A 17,048-nucleotide genomic window follows, 5' to 3' on the forward strand; every position below is an offset into this window, starting at 1 on the left:
GTATGAAAAGGTTCTAGTCAAGGGATAAAATGTTTATTGACTTCACGATATGGAACCTCTTCTATACTCTTCCAACACCAATTTGGTTTATTATCTTTATCAATTAGTTTGGCCCTAACACCTTCAATAAAATCCTTTCTCTTACAGCAATTTTGACTAATCACTAAATCCATTTCTAATACTTCTGTAATTGAACAACGTGATAAACGTTTTAATTGTTCCCAAATTAGCCATGCCGTCATTGGACATCCACTTACAAGGGTTTTAGCTGCCTGTGCTAAAGCTTCATCATTACTATCTTGCAAGCTAATAATAGCATTACAAACACTTGGTAAATCAGGTTGATCCAAAGTTTCTTTAATAATCTTTAATCTAAACTGCCAAATAGCGTCTGGTAGTTGTGGAAATGCTTGTTGTTCAAGAGACTTTAATAACTGCTGTAATTGTTGCTCAGCATTACATGCCCAATTAATTTGTTGTAAACCTTGTAATAAAATGTCTTTCTGGTCATTTAATAAGAAACGATCGGCCCAACCAAAATATAAAGCATCATTAGCATTCAACTGACTAGCTGTTAATGCAAAAAATAATCCTAAGTTTTGTGGCATACGAGATAAAAACCAAGCCGCCCCCACATCTGGAAATAAGCCAATATTAATTTCAGGCATTGCCAGCTTACTGGTTGGGGTAACTATTCGAGTTGAACAACCTTGTAGTAACCCCATTCCACCACCTAATACATAACCCTCACCCCAACCTATAATGGGTTTAGGATAATGATGTATAAATGCATCCAATTGGTACTCTTGTGAAAAGAACCTTTGTGCAACCTCATCAGGTTCGCCTAAATGTTGACAACATGACTCCACAATTTGCCGAACATCGCCACCTGCACAAAAAGCTTTAGCAGAAGAACTATGCAAGAAAACACAGGCTAGCTTAGGATCAATAGCCCATTTTTCTAACTGCTGATACATAGCTTTGGTTATTTGGTAGTTTAATGCATTAAGATTTTTAGGTGAGTTTAAAGTAATTACACCTACTTTATAGTTATCTAAGCAAGACAATTCTTCAAAATGTACAGGCAATTTTTATACCTCTATTTTTTCTATAATTAGGTGCAATTAACTTAAATTAATGTCTTAATAATTCCACGATACAAGCATAATCTGCAGGAGATGAGCCCGATACACTAATATCCTGTCCGCCTGATGTGATTAACGTATCGTAACGACTCAATGCCTGAGCAGAACCACCTGTTGTAACTGTTACTTGTGGCGCTGCTGAGAAAACTAATACTGTATCAGCCATTGAGTTGAACGTTTGAGGTTCAGTACCTACCTGACACCACTGATAAGCGCCAGTATAAAGCTCATTGTTATAAAGTAGACTTAAATCTTTTACAGGACCTGCCGGTAAATTAACATTCGTTGCACTACCTGCCTCTAAACGTACTAAATCATAAGTCTTTAAAGTATTTTCATATTGACCATTAATCACTACATTAGCAGCTGCACCTTCTAAAACTGAAAATATCCGGATAAAGCCATTAAATGGCGATAAAGCGCCTCCTTGTACATCTTCCATGGCTAAACGCCAATCAAAAACCTCTTTACTAGGAGAGTCTTCATTTCTAGCAATCTCTGTACTTATACCAGATGTACATGGCCAATCCATTTGTTGATAATCTTTTAATTTTTTGATTGTTCCCATCGTTCCCTACTCTCTTACTTATGTATTAAACTCAAACTAATAATACCAGTAATTTAAACTATTTTTAAAATACTTATCATCAGTAACAAGCTAATTATACTAACCCTTTATTAACGTTCTCTTAATTAATAATATAAGCTGACAATTATTATATGTTTACTCAAACAGTATTTTGATAAAATTCAAGTTATCAATTATTTTCTAACTTCTTTCTTCCTAAATACAATAATCAATATTTTTAAAAATAAGAGGATACAACATTATGTATATAGCTATGAATCGCTTTAAAATTAAACAGGGTGAAGAACAGCGCTTTATTAATATTTGGCAAAATCGTGATAGCCATTTAAAAGAAGTGCCTGGATTTGTTAAATTTAATCTACTACAAGGTTCTACTCAGGATGGTTATACACTGTTTGCTTCACATGCAGAATGGGAATCAGAAGAAGCTTTTAAAAACTGGACTCATTCCGAAGCCTTTCGTAAAGCACACGCTAATGCAGGTGATCCTAGTACGCGTGAAATTTACTTAGGGCCACCACAATTAGAATGTTTTACTGCCGTTATATAACGATTGATTAGTGATTATTATTAAATAAATCAACCTTTACAAGTAAAATTTTGTAGAATGATCAACTACCTTATCTGATTATTTATAAATCACTAATGACCAATCAACTACCCTTTGCCTTAAACTTTCCATTACAAGGAAGTCAACTAATCGAGGCCAGTGCTGGAACAGGTAAAACGTTTACCATATCTACACTGTACTTACGATTAGTATTAGGCCATGGGAGTGAAAAAACTAAATTTAGACGCCCCTTATTACCACCTGAAATATTGGTAATGACTTTTACTGAGGCAGCAACTCAAGAACTACGTGATCGTATTCGTACACGCCTAGCAGAAGCTGCTCGTTACTTTCGAAATGAATTAGCCAATCCAGATGAGATACTGATTAGTTTACGTAATGATTATTTAGAAATGGAATGGCCTACCTGTGCCCAACAATTAGAAATTGCTGCACAATGGATGGATGAAGCAGCAGTATCCACCATTCACTCTTGGTGTCAACGGATGCTTAAAGAGCATGCCTTCGATAGTGGCAATTTATTCCGCCAGCACTTAGAACCAGATCATAGTGATTTACTTGCCAGTGTTATTCGTGACTATTGGCGAATTTTTTGTTATCCATTAACAGGTATGGCTTTAGATTGGGTAAGAGAAAATTGGCAAACACCAAAAAACTTACAAAACCAACTCACTGATTTATTAATAGCAGACTTACCAGAACAGACAACGCCACCTGCCGAACTATTAAAACAACAACTCAACTTACGCCAACAAACAATTACTGAGTTAAAAAAATCTTGGGCTGAGTGGGCAGAAGAACTTAGATTGATTTGTGATGAAGCAGTTGCAAAAAAACAAGTAGATGGCCGTAAATTACAAAAACGTTTTTATGATAGTTGGTGCAATAAGCTTAAAGAATGGGCAACAGATAACGAGCAAATAGAACTTGATCTAGGTGTAGGGTTTGAACGACTATCGTCAGAAGGCTTTGCTGAAATTTGGAAACAAGGTTCACCTCCTAATCACCCTGCATTAGAAGCAATGCCAGAACTGGTTAAAGCATTAAACAATCTACCAAACCCAACTTTAGCTGTGTTAACCCATGCAGTACAGTGGGTTAAACAACGCTTTGAACAAGAGAAAGTACGTCGTGCTGAAATTGGCTTTGATGATCTATTAACTCGCTTAGATGAAGCATTACAAAGACCTTCTGGTAACCGCTTAGCTAAACTTATTCGACAACAATTTCCAGTGGCTATGGTTGATGAGTTTCAAGATACTGACCCTATCCAATATCGCATTCTGTCTAAGATCTATTTAGAACAAGAAGAGGATGTAGGGCTATTTTTAATTGGTGACCCCAAGCAAGCTATTTATGCCTTCCGTGGTGCAGACATCTATACTTATCTACAAGCCCGCTATCATATTGAAAAACGTTTACACCAACTAGATACAAACTATCGCTCTAGTCAAGCTATGGTAGCTGCCACTAACTGTTTATTCGATTATGCGGAACAACATAATGCGACAGGCGCTTTCCATTTTAAAACAGCTCAGCATAATCCTTTACCTTTTTACCCTGTTAAAGCACAAGGCAAAAAAGAAGCTTTTGTTATTAATAATCAGCAGCAAACGGCTTTAAATTTTTGGTACCAACCTAGCGATGCGCCTATTAGCACAACTGAATACTACAATCATTTTGCAGCAAGTTGTGCCAGTGAAATTGTTCGCTTATTAAATCTAGGCCAACAAAATAAAGCTGGCTTTCAACAAGAGGATTATTTATTACCACTACGTCCTTCTGATATTGCAATCCTTGTTCGAAGTGGTAAAGAAGCTAAAGCAATACGAGATGCACTAGCTACGCGTAATGTACGTAGTGTCTACCTATCTGATAAGGATTCAGTATTAGATACTCTTGAAGCACAGGACTTACTGCTCTGGTTAGAAGCCTGTGGTCAGCCTGAAAATGAACACTTATTAAGGGCTGCTTTAGCTACTGCAACCCTTGATCTAACCTTACAAGAATTAGACAGCTACAATCAAAATGAAAATATTTGGGAACAACGTATTTTACAATTCCGTTTCTATAAAGAATTGTGGAGAACCCAAGGGGTACTTCCCATGTTACGTCGTTTCTTACAAGATTTTAAACTACCACAACGGTTATTAAGTAATTACCAAGAAGGTGAAAGAAAACTCACCAACCTATTACACCTTGCAGAACTATTACAACAAGCTGCTACCGAGCTAGATGGCGAACAAGCATTAATACGTTATTTAGCAGAACGCTTGACTGAAAATAATAAACAAAGTGATGAATATATTGTTCGCTTAGAAAGTGATGAGCAACTGGTTAAAGTTATTACTATTCATAAATCTAAAGGCTTAGAATATCCCTTAGTATTTTTACCTTTTATTTGTTCTTTTAAAGCAGTGAATGGAAATTTTTTACCTATTCGCTACCACGATGAACAAGGTAATTTGCAACTTTCCTTACATAGAAATACTGAAATTATTAATCAAGCAGATAAAGAACGTTTATCCGAAGATTTACGTTTATTATATGTAGCACTAACACGGGCTAAATATAACTGTTGGTTAGGTATAGCTGATTTAAAATATGGCAATAATAAAGCTTCTGTATTGCATGACTCAGCGATTGGTTATTTATTAAATAATGGCTCACCGCTAACTGACTCTAGCCATTTACAAAGTTGTTTAGAAAAATTTACTGAAGATTGTTCAAGTATTCAACTACAAGTATTACCAGAAAGTAACCTACAACGTTTTAATGAACAACAGTTAACTGTTATAAAACCACAAGCACGAGAAATGGCAAGAAGTATTTCGCGCTTTTGGTGGATATCGTCTTATAGCTCATTACGTTTGGCTGCAACAACGATTGAACAAGAATCAATAGAAACCTTAGCTGTACCTGAAACGGCAGCTAATCAAAACTTATTTGATGATGATAACAGTAGCTTCTCAACCAATACACCAATCACCAATGACATTCATGGCTTTCCACGGGGAGCATTAGCAGGCTCTTTTCTACATGGCATACTGGACTGGGCTGCTAATAAAGGTTTTGCTGAAGTAGCAAATAACCCAACCGAAAGCAGAGACTTTATTGCAAGGCGTTGTAATATTCGTAGCTGGGAACATTGGATTGATATTTTACAAGACTGGTTACAAGGTTTTATCAAACAGCAACTACCGTTAGTTGATAGAACCAGTTCATTATTAGAACTCCCCCATTACCTTTCAGAAATGGAATTTATGTTTGCTAGCCATTGGCTTAATCTTGAACAATTAGATACATTAGTAAAAAGCTATATTTTACCTAATCAAATTCGCCCACCTTTAGAAAAAGGTATGCTGAATGGTATGTTTAAAGGCTTTATCGATTTAACCTTTGCACAAGATGACCGTTACTATATTGTTGATTACAAATCTAATTGGCTAGGTGAAAATAACCAAGCCTATACCCTATCAGCTATGAATGAAGCCATGCTTACTCACCGTTACGATTTACAGCTAGTACTTTATCAATTAGCCCTACATCGCCAGCTTAAAGCCCGTTTAGCTGATTATGACTATGAGCAACATACAGGTGGCGTACTCTATCTATTTTTACGAGGTTATCAAAGTGCAACGGGCGGTGTATTTTATGAGCGTGTGCCTTTTGAACTGATTGATAAATTAGATAATCTATTTAGCAATAAAGCTAAGGAGCAAGCATGAATCCATTGCTGCCCATCAGCCAACAACAGCTAGATCAAGCTGAGCAATGGTTAACTTTACGACCACTAACATCTACTACAGATATGCTAGTGGTATTACAGCTATGGGTAACAGCAGGTTGGCTTCGCCCATTAGATCATGCTTTTGCAGCGTTCTTAGCAGAACAATCACCAAATACTGAACCTAGTGTATTATTAGCTGCTACATTAACCAGTTATCAATTGAGCCATGGTCATGTTTGTTTAGATTTAGCATTAACTTTACAACATCCAGAACTATCTTTATCTCTTAGTTATACTTATCAACAGCAACCTTGGTATCCAGTTCAATTATTAGCACAGCTTAATCTTGCTGATTGGCAACAAGCCATTATCAATAGTGATTTAACTTCACAAGGTGAAAAGCAAACCCCTATGGTTTGGCAACAGGGTAGACTGTATTTATGGCGTTATTGGTACTACGAGAAATTATTAACTACGCATATTAATCAACGTTTAAATACCCAACTAGCCATACCCGAAGATTTATCAACTAGATTAAACGAACTTTTTAAAGATAATAAAGACTCCCCTGATTGGCAGAAAATTGCCTGTGCTATTGCTACGCGAACAGCCTTTAGTATTATTACTGGGGGGCCAGGTACTGGTAAAACAACTACGGTTATTCGATTATTGGCATTACTACAAACACCTGCTGTTAAAGCGGGTAAACCACTTAATATTCAACTGGCAGCCCCAACAGGCAAAGCAGCAGCACGCTTAACTGAATCTATTGGTAAACAAGTAGCCTCATTAACCATTGATGAAGATGTAAGAGCATATATTCCTGTGACTGTAAGTACCTTACACCGTCTACTAGGTAGTCGTCCTGATACCCGCCATTTTATACACAATAAAACCAATCCATTAGCTTTAGATATTCTTATTATTGATGAAGCCTCTATGATTGATTTAGAGCTTTTTGCTCATCTATTAGAAGCATTACCTACCCATGCTCGGTTAATTTTATTAGGTGACAAAGACCAATTAGCCTCAGTAGAGGCAGGAGCTGTACTGGGTGATTTATGCCGAAATGCAGAGTTAGGTTTATATAGCCCACAAACACTTAGCTGGTTAACTGAAATAACAGGTGAACAATTAGCTAATACCCATTTGCAAATAGGTAACAACGAACAAAATCCATTAGCACAACAGACTGTTATGTTACGTCACTCTCGACGTTTTGCCAGTGATAGTGGAATTGGCCAGTTAGCTAAATGGGTAAATACAGGTAATATTAAACAAACCCGCCAGCTATTAAAACAGACACTTTCTGACTTGGGGCACCTAACTATCAACCAAGTCAAAGACCCAAACTTTGAAAAATTTATTCTAACTGGAAGTGAAAAGCAGGATGGTTATAGTCATTATTTAGCCGTTTTAAAAAACCAACGACCTGATACAACTATCCCAGTCTATGATCCTGTATGGAAAAAATGGGCTAATCAAGTACTAGCTGCATTTAATCAGTTTCAAATATTAGCTGTATTGCGGGAAGGTCAATATGGTATTAATGAATTAAATAGAACTATTGCTTATATGTTGTATCGTCATGGTTATATTTCCCATTTTGAGGGTTGGTATGAAGGTCGACCCGTGCTAATGACCCACAACGATTATGCATTAGGTTTAATGAATGGTGATATAGGTATCACTCTTGCATTTCCCATGGAAAATGCACCTGAACAAACTGTATTAAAAGTAGTATTTCCCTACAATGATGGCACTCAAAATTTACGAGAAGTATTACCAAGCCGTTTAAGTTCAGCAGAAACAGTTTTTGCTATGACTGTACATAAATCACAAGGCTCAGAATTCTCTCATACTGCCCTAATACTACCAGATCAGTTAAACCCTGTTCTTAGCCGTGAGCTACTCTATACTGCTATTACTCGTGCCCGTAATAAATTTACTTTAATCGAAAGCGAACCACGTATCTTTGATGAAACTATCAAAAGACAAACTGTTCGATTAAGTGGATTAAAATTTTAGTACCCAATAATCAAACTTTAAAAATTGAGCACTCAATTTGATCCTTTTTGTTCAGCAATATACTTAATTTGTAAGAGTATTCTTCTCCGAATAAAGCCACTAGCTAGTCTTATTAGATACCAATATGGTGAAAATAACATTACTATTTTCTTATCAGGACAAAATACCCTTGTTTCAGTTGATAAAATAGACGTATTATCATTTCGTTCTGTTATTACAAAATTCATCACCAATTTAGCAACCCCTTTGTTAGAAAATTGCTGAAACTCTAATGGTGTTGAAACAGAAACTAAACCAAAATTAAATTGCCAAAACTTTCCAATAAGCCCATAAGTAACTTCTTTACTTTCTTGGCTCCCCAGAAATAGAAAACTATGAAATCCAAAAGGTTCTTTAATTTCTTTTGCTCGATGAAAAGAATAAAGTTTCATTGGAAACTCACGTATTTTCATTAAAATTTTAGTTAACTTATCTGCAGATGGATCATTATTGATGATAACATCCATAATAATATCTGGAGGAGCGGATATTGTTATACAATGCTTTTCAGAAAACTGAAAGCTAGGAAGAAATATATCAATTAACAAAACAATCTCCTCCCATTATTTAATTACTTACAGATATACATATACTATAACTTTATTTCTCTTTCACAAATAAATAATAAGCTACAATTAATAACACCACCCAAACGACTCCCACATATAAAGCAATCCTTGTCTCTTTAAAGAAGCCCAATAACACCACCACAAACACCATAAATAATGTAGTTAAAATGGGGGCAATAGGCCAGAAAGGTATTGGAAATTTCAATTCGGCTACTTCTTGTCTAGTCATTTTACGGCGCATCATTAGATGAGAACATAAAATCATTAACCATACCCATACCGTAGCAAAAGTGGCAATTGAGGCAATAAGTACAAAAACATTTTTAGGAATTAGATAGTTTAGATAAACACCAATACCCAAAGTAATAGATAAAACAATAGCCGTTACCCAAGGTACTCCATTCTTATTAATCCGTAAAAAAGCACTCGGTGCTTGTTTATTTTGTGCCATACCATACATAACACGACCAGCACCAAATATATCACTATTAATCGCTGAAACAGCAGCCACAATCACCACCACATTTAAAATATGGGGAGCATAAGGAATGCCTAACTTTTCAAAGATAGTTACAAAGGGACTACCTGCCAAACCTATTTCATTCCAAGGAAATAGCGACATTAAAATAAATAAGGTAAACACATAGAAGAATAAAATTCTAAAAGGTACTGCATTAATTGCTTTAGGAATAGATTTTTCAGGATTATCTGCTTCACTAGAAGTAACACCAATAACTTCTACCCCACCGAAAGCAAACATGACAATGGCTAAAGAAGCAATCACTCCTTCAATGCCATTAGGCATAAAACCACCATGCTCCCATAGGTTACTGATACCTATTGGATAACCAAAATTAGTACCTACTAACAATAAAATACCACCACCTACAATCATAGCGATGATAGCTAGCACTTTAATTAAGCACAGCCAAAACTCCATTTCACCAAATGCTTTTACATGAAAAAGATTAATACCACCAATCACTAAAATAATAGCTAGTGCCCATATCCATTGATCAACATGTGGAAACCACAGCTTCATATAAATCCCAAAGGCAGTAACATCAGCAATACAAACCACGATCATTTCAAAGGTATAAGTCCAACCTGTAATAAAGCCCGCCATTGGGCCTAAATACTTAGTAGCATAATGACTAAACGATCCTGAAACAGGATCACGCACCGCCATTTCTCCTAAAGCGCGCATCATAATAAATACGGCTGCACCACCTACAAAATAGGCTAATAAAACAGCAGGCCCTGCCATCTGAATAGCTTTAGCTGAACCATAAAATAGGCCAGTACCAATTGCTGAACCAAGGGCAATAAATAAAATATGACGGGCAGTTAATCCACGTGCTAATTGAGATGAATTACTCATTCAAGTTTTCCTAGATTCTCATTTAACTTTTATCATAGGGTATTCATTAATTATTTAATGAACACTTTGCTAAAAATTTGTAATAATACCATTAATATGATTAATACTCTTAGCTATCATTTTATTTTCTATCTTCTAATTTAGCTTTAGATCAATTTTATAGTTTAACTAAATACTTAAGAACATATTATTATGCAAATTATCTGGCAAGATCTGCACCATTCCCAATTAACTACTGAACAACTTTATCAACTATTAAAATTACGTAACGAAGTATTTATTGTAGAACAAAATTGTGTTTATCAGGATATTGATGGCCAAGACTTAATGAGTGAAAACAGACATATAATGGCATGGCAAGCTAATCAACTAGTGGCTTATGCTAGAATACTAGCAACTGATACTCAATTATCTATAGGTAGAGTGATCACAGCGCCTGCTGCACGAGGTGCTGGTTTAGGCAACCGACTTCTAGAAAAAGCACTACATGCTTGTAAACAGCACTGGTCAGGTACATTACCTATTTATCTATCAGCCCAAGCCCATTTGCAACAATTTTATGGTTCTTTTGGTTTTATAGCTGAGGGAGACATGTATTATGAGGATGGTATTCCTCATATAAAAATGGTTTTAAAAAGTTAATCCTAAACCAGAAAATCAAATGCTATATTAATTAAAGAAAGTAATGAAATATGCTAATATTTGATAAATATATAAGAAGAAGACTATAAATATGGATGGAAGCTACTTTCTAACTAAAAAAGAATATCTTCATCATAAATTGATAATGATTTGTGCTTGTTTCGCCCTTCCTTTACTTTTTTACTATGATGGTGATATAGATATAATTACTGCTCTTATAATTCATATTTTTATCTGTAGTTACTTACTATTTACTTACTTTAGAATTAAAGAAATATATATTGAAAATGGCAACCTAATAATCATAGGTAAAAAGGGTGAAATTACTACGCCTATAACAAATATAAGAAATATAAGAAATATAAGAAATATATATAAAGTTGGCTTATTTTCCTCAGGCACTCCAGCTTTAACAAGAGTTAGCGTATATGATGCCATAATTGAATTAAAAACTAATTCTATCTACGGTAAAAAAATATACTGTTGTGTCAAAGGATTAAATAAATCATCCAACCCCATTGGTGATGTAATGAAATATATTAATGAAGAAAAAAGAAAAGTAAAAGAAGAAGCAAATAAACAATAGGCAAGGGATTAGCCTTGCCTATTTAATAACTGTTATGCAGCTTTTCCATTAGCTATTTGCATAGCACGATTAACTGCACTAAATAACGCATGGAAACTAGCAGTAGTTATATTTTCATTAATACCTATACCATGTAATGGACGTTGTCCTTCCATACGAATTTCAATATAAGCGGCAGCATTAGCTGTACTGCCTGCACCAATAGCATGCTCATTGTAATCCATAATTTCTACTTTAACAGGTAAGGCTGAAACTACTGCTTCTAATGGCCCTTTACCAGAACCTTGCCAATGTTCAACTTTACCACCTACATTAACTTCTAAATCTACAGTACTAACATCATTCTCTTCTTGGAGGCGATGTTTTACTAATTGAAATGGTTGATTTGCTTGTAAATATTCAGTATCTAACAAACTGTGGATCTGTTTAGCCGTCATTTCTAACCCTAAACGATCAGTTTCTTTTTGTACTACTTGGCTAAACTCGATCTGCATACGACGCGGTAAGCTAATACCATACTCTTGCTCCAATAAGTAAGTAATACCACCCTTACCTGATTGACTATTAACACGAATGACTGCGTCATAGCTACGACCAATATCACTTGGGTCAATCGGTAAGTAAGGCACCTCCCAATAGATATCTTCAGTTTGCGCAGCAAAACCTTTACGAATAGCATCTTGATGCGAACCAGAGAATGCAGTATGTACTAAGTCTCCCACATAAGGATGACGTGGATGCACTGCAATTTGATTACACTCTTCCACCACTTTACGTACAGCATCAATATCAGAAAAGTCTAATTTAGGATCAACACCTTGCGTATACATATTTAAAGCTAAAGTAACAATATCCACATTACCTGTACGCTCACCATTACCAAACAAGCAACCTTCCACACGGTCAGCGCCAGCTAATAAACCTAACTCAGTAGCAGCAATACCTGTACCACGGTCATTATGGCAATGCACACTTACTAATACACTATCACGATGATTCACATGGCGACAGAACCACTCTATTTGATCTGCATATACATTCGGCATAGAGCTTTCTACGGTTGCAGGTAAATTCAAAATAACTTTTTTCTCAGGTGTAGGTTTCCAAACGTCCAACACTGCATTACAAATTTCTACAGAAAATGGTAATTCGGCCATACTGAATGTTTCTGGTGAAAACTCAAATACCCATTCAGTTTCTGGTTGCTGCGCTGCCAACTCATTAAACAATTTAGCTGAGTTTACTGCTGTTTGAATAATAGATTCTTTATCTTGTTTAAAAACAATACGACGAAAAGAAGGAGACACCGCCACATAGAAATGCACGATAGCTTTTTTAGCACCACGTAATGATTCAAAAGTACGGCGAATCAACTCCTCACGCGCTTGAGTCAATACCTGAATATAAACATCATCTGGGATATGATTATTTTCAATTAACTCACGCACAAAATCGTAATCTGTTTGTGAAGCTGAGGGAAAAGCCACCTCAATTTCTTTAAGACCTACATCAACTAAGGTTTTAAAGAATTTCATTTTTTTATCAGCATCCATTGGCTCGATCAATGATTGATTGCCATCACGTAAATCTGAGCTACTCCAAACAGGCGCTTTATCAATTGTTTTTGATGGCCATGTACGATCTGGAATATCGACCATAGGAAAAGCACGATATTTATGAGCTGGTACTTGTTGCATAGACATAATTAAAATTCCTTCAAAATACTTATCAAATAAGAGAGTTCTTAAATAGTTTTCGTTTTATTTTTAGCAGAACTGACTAAGTCGCTGCGCAACTAGATTTAGGCAGCAATATTGACGATAAAGTATAAGTGTTTGATATGTTTTCATGCGCATACCATAAAATAATTAAAATATAATTGCAAACATCTTTTAAAATTTAGCAGAATAACCTATTTAATAAAAAATACAGCAATTTAAAAAAAGATAACTCAACTAACTAGCAATAAAATAAACTTTATAACTGTTACATTATGTCGCTTGTTGAAAGCAGCCATTAACCTATAATGTAACATATTATATCGGGATAATGGGGTTATGCGGTTATTTAGTCGCAAAGCAAAACAGCACTACCTAGCCTATCTTGGTCTATTTGCAGTATTAATGCTCACTATTGGGCCTGTTACCTCGCAAATATTGGCCATGGTTTCTGTTGCATCCCACTCTATGACCATGTCTCAACATGAGACAATGGATCATTCTAATCACCACAACACTATATCCTCAGATCAATCAGCATCACAAACTTCAACACCACAAACCAACCATCACCAAATGAGCTTATGTGGTTATTGTGATTTACTACACACACCTGTCCTAACTACTTATATAGCTGTTATTGTACAGGCTCCACCTATACATCAATATACTACGCCTTATCATTTCAATGATATATTCTCACCTCTTTATAATAGCCCTCTAAGCCGCGCTCCTCCTTCTTTATTTATATAACTCATCTATAAAAACTTATTATCTAGCAATGTAAGTAGTCCTTTTACTTAAGGATAAAGATTGGTTATTTGCTAGATAGATATTACTTTAATTAAAGAAGGATTAAGTTTTATGGCTATGTCTCGCAATAAGCATGCTTATTTAGCATGTATTATTTCGATTCTATCTGTAGGATTAGGTTACCAACCTACCTACGCAAATGAATCAGATGAAAATAAGCAAAAAAATAATTCAGATATTACTTTAGATACCATTGTAATAACTGCTGCGCCTCAAACTTCCCCATTAACAGTGGTAACAGACCCTAAACAACCCCGACAACCCGTTCCAGCCAGTGATGGTGCTGATTACTTAAAAACAATTCCTGGTTTTTCTGTAGTGCGCAAAGGCGGCTCTAATGGTGACCCTGTTTTCCGTGGTATGTTTGGTTCTCGCCTTAATATATTAACCGATGGAGGAACAATTCTGGGAGGCTGTGGTGGACGAATGGATACACCTACTTCTTATATTTCTCCTGAAACTTACGACCGCATAACTGTAATTAAAGGCCCACAAACTGTAATTTGGGGACCAACAGGCTCTGCAGGTACTATTTTATTCGAACGTGATCCACATCGTTTCCATGAACTAGGTGGACATATCAGTGGTAGCGTATTAATTGGTACAGATGGTCGCTTCGATAAAAACCTAGATGCGGTCGGTGGTAATCAATATGGTTACCTTCGATTTACTGGAAACCAATCCAAAGCAGGTGACTACCATGATGGTAATGATAATCGTATCCACTCCAAATGGAGTAAATGGAATGGCGATCTTGCTCTTGGTATAACGCCTGATGAAGACACACTACTAGAACTAACAGCAGGTCGTGGTAATGGCGAAGCCCGTTATGCAGATAGAAGTATGGATGGCTCTCGCTTTCTAAGAGAATCCTACGGCGTTCGTTTTGAAAAATCTAATATAGGTGAAGTATTAAATAAAGTAGAAGCTCAAGTCTATTACAACTATATTAATCATGTGATGGATAACTTTCGCTTACGCCATATGAATCCCCCGCCAAACTGGATGGAGTCTAATCCTGATCGCCGAACTATGGGTGGTAAAGTGAGCGCTACTTGGGAGTGGACTGATTTCAAATTACAAACAGGGATAGATGGCAAACGTGATACTCATCGATCTAAAAACAGACAGATGATGTTAACAACAGATGGTTGGACTAAAGACGCCTATATTAGTAATTATGGTGCTTTTAGTGAGTTAACTTGGTATACCTCTGAGCAAAGTAGGCTTATTACAGGTGCTAGAATCGATCACTATCGAGCTAGAGCAGAACAAATAAGTAAAGAAAGAACCAAAACCCTTCCTAGTGGTTTTATGCGTTTTGAATATGACTTAGCAGACTCACCAACTACCCTTTACGCAGGTATCGGTCATACTCAGCGTTTTCCAGACTATTGGGAGCTATTTAGTGGCGCCAATAAAAATACCGCGTTCAAAAAATTAGCACCAGAGAAAACAACACAAGTTGATTTTGGCCTACAATATAACAATGATCGTTTAAGTGCTTGGGCATCTGGTTATGTAGGTTGGGTTGGCGACTATATTATCTTCACTCAACAAGGTGCTGCTAATAATGTAGGTAACGTTGATGCCCGTATTATGGGTGGTGAATTAGGTGCAGCCTACAAGCTCACAGATCGTTGGACAACAGATGCAAGTCTTGCTTACTCATGGGGTAAAAATAGTAGCGATGGCCGTGCCCTACCACAAATTCCCCCTTTAGAAGTGCGGTTAGGTCTTAACTATCAATATGATAAATGGTCAGCAGGTGCATTAATGCGTATTGTTGACTCACAAAGCCGTGTTGCTACCAACCAAGGCAATGTCATTGGTAAAGACTTTGGTAAAAGCTCTGGCTTTGGTATTTTCTCCTTTAATGGAGGTTACCAAATAAATAAAAACTTTAAATTAACAGCAGGGGTTGATAACTTATTTGATCGCTATTATGTGGAACACTTAAATAGAGGGGGTGCCAATATGTTTGGTTTTACTGCTGATCAACAAATACCAGAACCAGGTCGTACAGTTTGGACAAAACTAAGCTTTGATTTCTAAGCAAACCTAAAGGTTAGTAATAGTCTTACTAACCTTTTTTATCTTTCAATAATCTGCACATATTTCGTCACTATAGCCCAACCTAACAAATAATAATATTAGCTGTATTTTCCTATACTTTCGTCGTGTTTACCGCCCTCTTATAAGCCCTTTATAGTAATCATAGTGGCACAAAGTTTGCCTATTTAAAATAACAACAACTCAATTTTAGAAATATAAAAAGGTGCTTTTATGCGTTTACTCAAAACTTCCATCGCTGTACTAACAATCTCTGCATTAGGTTTATCCTCCATAGCCTTAGCAGAATCTCCTACACTCAATAAGATTAAATCTACTAACACAATATTACTGGGCCATCGCGAATCCTCTGTTCCTTTCTCATACTATGACAATAACCAAAATGTGATTGGTTATTCACAAGAAATTGAAATGAAAATAGTTGATGCCATTAAAGCTAAACTCAACCTTCCAGACCTAAAAACAAAAATGCTACCTGTAACCTCTGCAAACCGTATTACATTGCTCCAAAATGGTTCAATTGATATCGAATGTGGTTCAACTACCCATAATAAAGAACGTGCTCAACAAGTAGGCTTCTCCAATACTATCTTTATTATTGGTACACGTTTAATGACTAAAACCACCTCAGGTATTAAAGACTTTCCTGACCTAGCAGGTAAAAATGTAGTTACTACTGCAGGTACAACCTCAGAGCGTATTCTACAAAAAATGGATAATGATAAAGACATGAATATGAACATAATTAGTGCCAAAGATCATGGTGAAGCATTCCTTATGTTACAGTCGGGAAGAGCAGTAGCCTTTATGATGGATGATGCATTATTATTCGGCGAAAGAGCTAAAGCAAGAAACCCTTCAGATTGGGTAGTAGTAGGAGAACCACAATCTTATGAAGCTTATGGTTGTATGATACGTAAAGACGATCCAGAATTTAAAGCTATCGCAGATGAAACCATCGCAAAACTGATGACCTCAGGAGAAATTAATACTATTTATGATAAATGGTTTAATAAACCTATTCCACCTAAAAACTTAAATCTTGAATTCCCACTCTCAGAAAAAATGCAGGCTCTCTTCAAAGCACCCAACGACAAACCTTTTGAGTAACAGCACCTAAATAGGCTTAGTAACTCTACTAAGCCTAACATAATTATTATAAGA

13 protein-coding genes are annotated in these 17,048 nt (G+C 36.1%); 8 read left to right on the top strand and 5 right to left on the bottom strand.

The genetic code is table 11. The annotated features are described in order from the left end of the window. Positions 1–17: 17 nt before the first annotated feature. Together MTZ49_RS02180 and MTZ49_RS02185 are read right to left on the bottom strand one after the other, a co-directional pair. Positions 18–1,088 carry an enoyl-CoA hydratase/isomerase family protein gene (locus MTZ49_RS02180; RefSeq protein WP_264746776.1) on the bottom strand — a complete coding sequence of 357 codons (1,071 nt, stop codon included), beginning with the start codon at positions 1,086–1,088 and terminating at the stop codon, positions 18–20. Positions 1,089–1,134: 46 nt separating this feature from the next. After that, positions 1,135–1,713: a HutD family protein gene (locus MTZ49_RS02185; protein WP_264746777.1), complete on the bottom strand. Its 579-nt coding sequence runs from the start codon at positions 1,711–1,713 to the stop codon at positions 1,135–1,137. A 262-nt stretch (positions 1,714–1,975) separates the two neighbouring features. On the opposite strand from MTZ49_RS02185, the gene MTZ49_RS02190 reads away from it, so the two are divergent. From MTZ49_RS02190 to recD, 3 genes are all read left to right on the top strand, one after another. Then, the gene (locus tag MTZ49_RS02190; protein ID WP_264746778.1) at positions 1,976–2,284 is read left to right on the top strand and encodes an antibiotic biosynthesis monooxygenase family protein; all 309 of its coding nucleotides are present in this window, start codon (positions 1,976–1,978) and stop codon (positions 2,282–2,284) included. 95 nt (positions 2,285–2,379) lie between these two features. After that, entirely contained in the window at positions 2,380–6,033 is a 3,654-nt protein-coding gene (gene recB / locus MTZ49_RS02195) for an exodeoxyribonuclease V subunit beta (protein ID WP_264746779.1), read from the top strand. Beyond that, positions 6,030–8,063 carry an exodeoxyribonuclease V subunit alpha gene (gene recD, locus MTZ49_RS02200; protein ID WP_264746780.1) on the top strand — a complete coding sequence of 678 codons (2,034 nt, stop codon included), beginning with the start codon at positions 6,030–6,032 and terminating at the stop codon, positions 8,061–8,063. The genes recB and recD overlap by 4 nt, the downstream gene beginning before the upstream one ends. Positions 8,064–8,095: 32 nt before the next feature. Here recD and MTZ49_RS02205 read toward each other — a convergent pair whose 3' ends face one another. Both MTZ49_RS02205 and MTZ49_RS02210 read right to left on the bottom strand, forming a co-directional pair. Further along, the gene (locus tag MTZ49_RS02205; protein WP_264746781.1) at positions 8,096–8,650 is read right to left on the bottom strand and encodes a hypothetical protein; all 555 of its coding nucleotides are present in this window, start codon (positions 8,648–8,650) and stop codon (positions 8,096–8,098) included. A gap of 52 nt (positions 8,651–8,702) precedes the next feature. Beyond that, positions 8,703–10,052, bottom strand: a complete 1,350-nt coding sequence (locus MTZ49_RS02210) for an amino acid permease (protein WP_264746782.1) — start codon at positions 10,050–10,052, stop codon at positions 8,703–8,705. Positions 10,053–10,244: 192 nt separating this feature from the next. Between MTZ49_RS02210 and MTZ49_RS02215 the strand changes: the two genes are divergently transcribed. Together MTZ49_RS02215 and MTZ49_RS02220 are read left to right on the top strand one after the other, a co-directional pair. After that, positions 10,245–10,694 carry a GNAT family N-acetyltransferase gene (locus MTZ49_RS02215; protein WP_264746783.1) on the top strand — a complete coding sequence of 150 codons (450 nt, stop codon included), beginning with the start codon at positions 10,245–10,247 and terminating at the stop codon, positions 10,692–10,694. A gap of 91 nt (positions 10,695–10,785) precedes the next feature. Beyond that, complete coding sequence (locus MTZ49_RS02220; RefSeq protein WP_264746784.1) at positions 10,786–11,280, top strand: hypothetical protein; 495 nt, start codon at positions 10,786–10,788, stop codon at positions 11,278–11,280. A 32-nt stretch (positions 11,281–11,312) separates the two neighbouring features. Here MTZ49_RS02220 and leuA read toward each other — a convergent pair whose 3' ends face one another. Beyond that, the gene (gene leuA, locus MTZ49_RS02225; RefSeq protein WP_264746785.1) at positions 11,313–12,983 is read right to left on the bottom strand and encodes a 2-isopropylmalate synthase; all 1,671 of its coding nucleotides are present in this window, start codon (positions 12,981–12,983) and stop codon (positions 11,313–11,315) included. A gap of 354 nt (positions 12,984–13,337) precedes the next feature. Here leuA and MTZ49_RS02230 point away from each other — a divergent pair, with 354 nt between their 5' ends. The 3 genes from MTZ49_RS02230 to MTZ49_RS02240 all read left to right on the top strand — a co-directional run bounded on the left by MTZ49_RS02230 (position 13,338) and on the right by MTZ49_RS02240 (position 16,994). Beyond that, on the top strand, positions 13,338–13,751 hold the full coding sequence (locus MTZ49_RS02230; protein WP_264746786.1) for a DUF2946 domain-containing protein: 414 nt from the start codon (positions 13,338–13,340) through the stop codon (positions 13,749–13,751). A gap of 117 nt (positions 13,752–13,868) precedes the next feature. Beyond that, a complete protein-coding gene (locus MTZ49_RS02235; RefSeq protein WP_413774183.1) occupies positions 13,869–15,866 on the top strand; it encodes a TonB-dependent copper receptor in 1,998 nt (665 codons plus the stop codon). A 231-nt stretch (positions 15,867–16,097) separates the two neighbouring features. Continuing rightward, on the top strand, positions 16,098–16,994 hold the full coding sequence (locus tag MTZ49_RS02240; RefSeq protein ID WP_264746788.1) for a glutamate/aspartate ABC transporter substrate-binding protein: 897 nt from the start codon (positions 16,098–16,100) through the stop codon (positions 16,992–16,994). Positions 16,995–17,048 lie beyond the last annotated feature (54 nt).

It is taken from the genome of Entomomonas sp. E2T0 (assembly GCF_025985425.1).
Lineage (GTDB): Bacteria > Pseudomonadota > Gammaproteobacteria > Pseudomonadales > Pseudomonadaceae > Entomomonas.

Excerpts from the sequence above, each read along its gene's own strand:
- MTZ49_RS02185 (WP_264746777.1), bottom strand. The coding sequence starts at position 1,713 with ATGGGAACAATCAAAAAATTAAAAGATTATCAACAAATGGATTGGCCA.
- MTZ49_RS02190 (WP_264746778.1), top strand. The coding sequence starts at position 1,976 with ATGTATATAGCTATGAATCGCTTTAAAATTAAACAGGGTGAAGAACAG.
- recB (WP_264746779.1), top strand. The coding sequence starts at position 2,380 with ATGACCAATCAACTACCCTTTGCCTTAAACTTTCCATTACAAGGAAGT.
- recD (WP_264746780.1), top strand. The coding sequence starts at position 6,030 with ATGAATCCATTGCTGCCCATCAGCCAACAACAGCTAGATCAAGCTGAG.
- MTZ49_RS02210 (WP_264746782.1), bottom strand. The coding sequence starts at position 10,052 with ATGAGTAATTCATCTCAATTAGCACGTGGATTAACTGCCCGTCATATT.
- MTZ49_RS02215 (WP_264746783.1), top strand. The coding sequence starts at position 10,245 with ATGCAAATTATCTGGCAAGATCTGCACCATTCCCAATTAACTACTGAA.
- MTZ49_RS02220 (WP_264746784.1), top strand. The coding sequence starts at position 10,786 with ATGGATGGAAGCTACTTTCTAACTAAAAAAGAATATCTTCATCATAAA.
- leuA (WP_264746785.1), bottom strand. The coding sequence starts at position 12,983 with ATGTCTATGCAACAAGTACCAGCTCATAAATATCGTGCTTTTCCTATG.
- MTZ49_RS02230 (WP_264746786.1), top strand. The coding sequence starts at position 13,338 with ATGCGGTTATTTAGTCGCAAAGCAAAACAGCACTACCTAGCCTATCTT.
- MTZ49_RS02235 (WP_413774183.1), top strand. The coding sequence starts at position 13,869 with ATGTCTCGCAATAAGCATGCTTATTTAGCATGTATTATTTCGATTCTA.
- MTZ49_RS02240 (WP_264746788.1), top strand. The coding sequence starts at position 16,098 with ATGCGTTTACTCAAAACTTCCATCGCTGTACTAACAATCTCTGCATTA.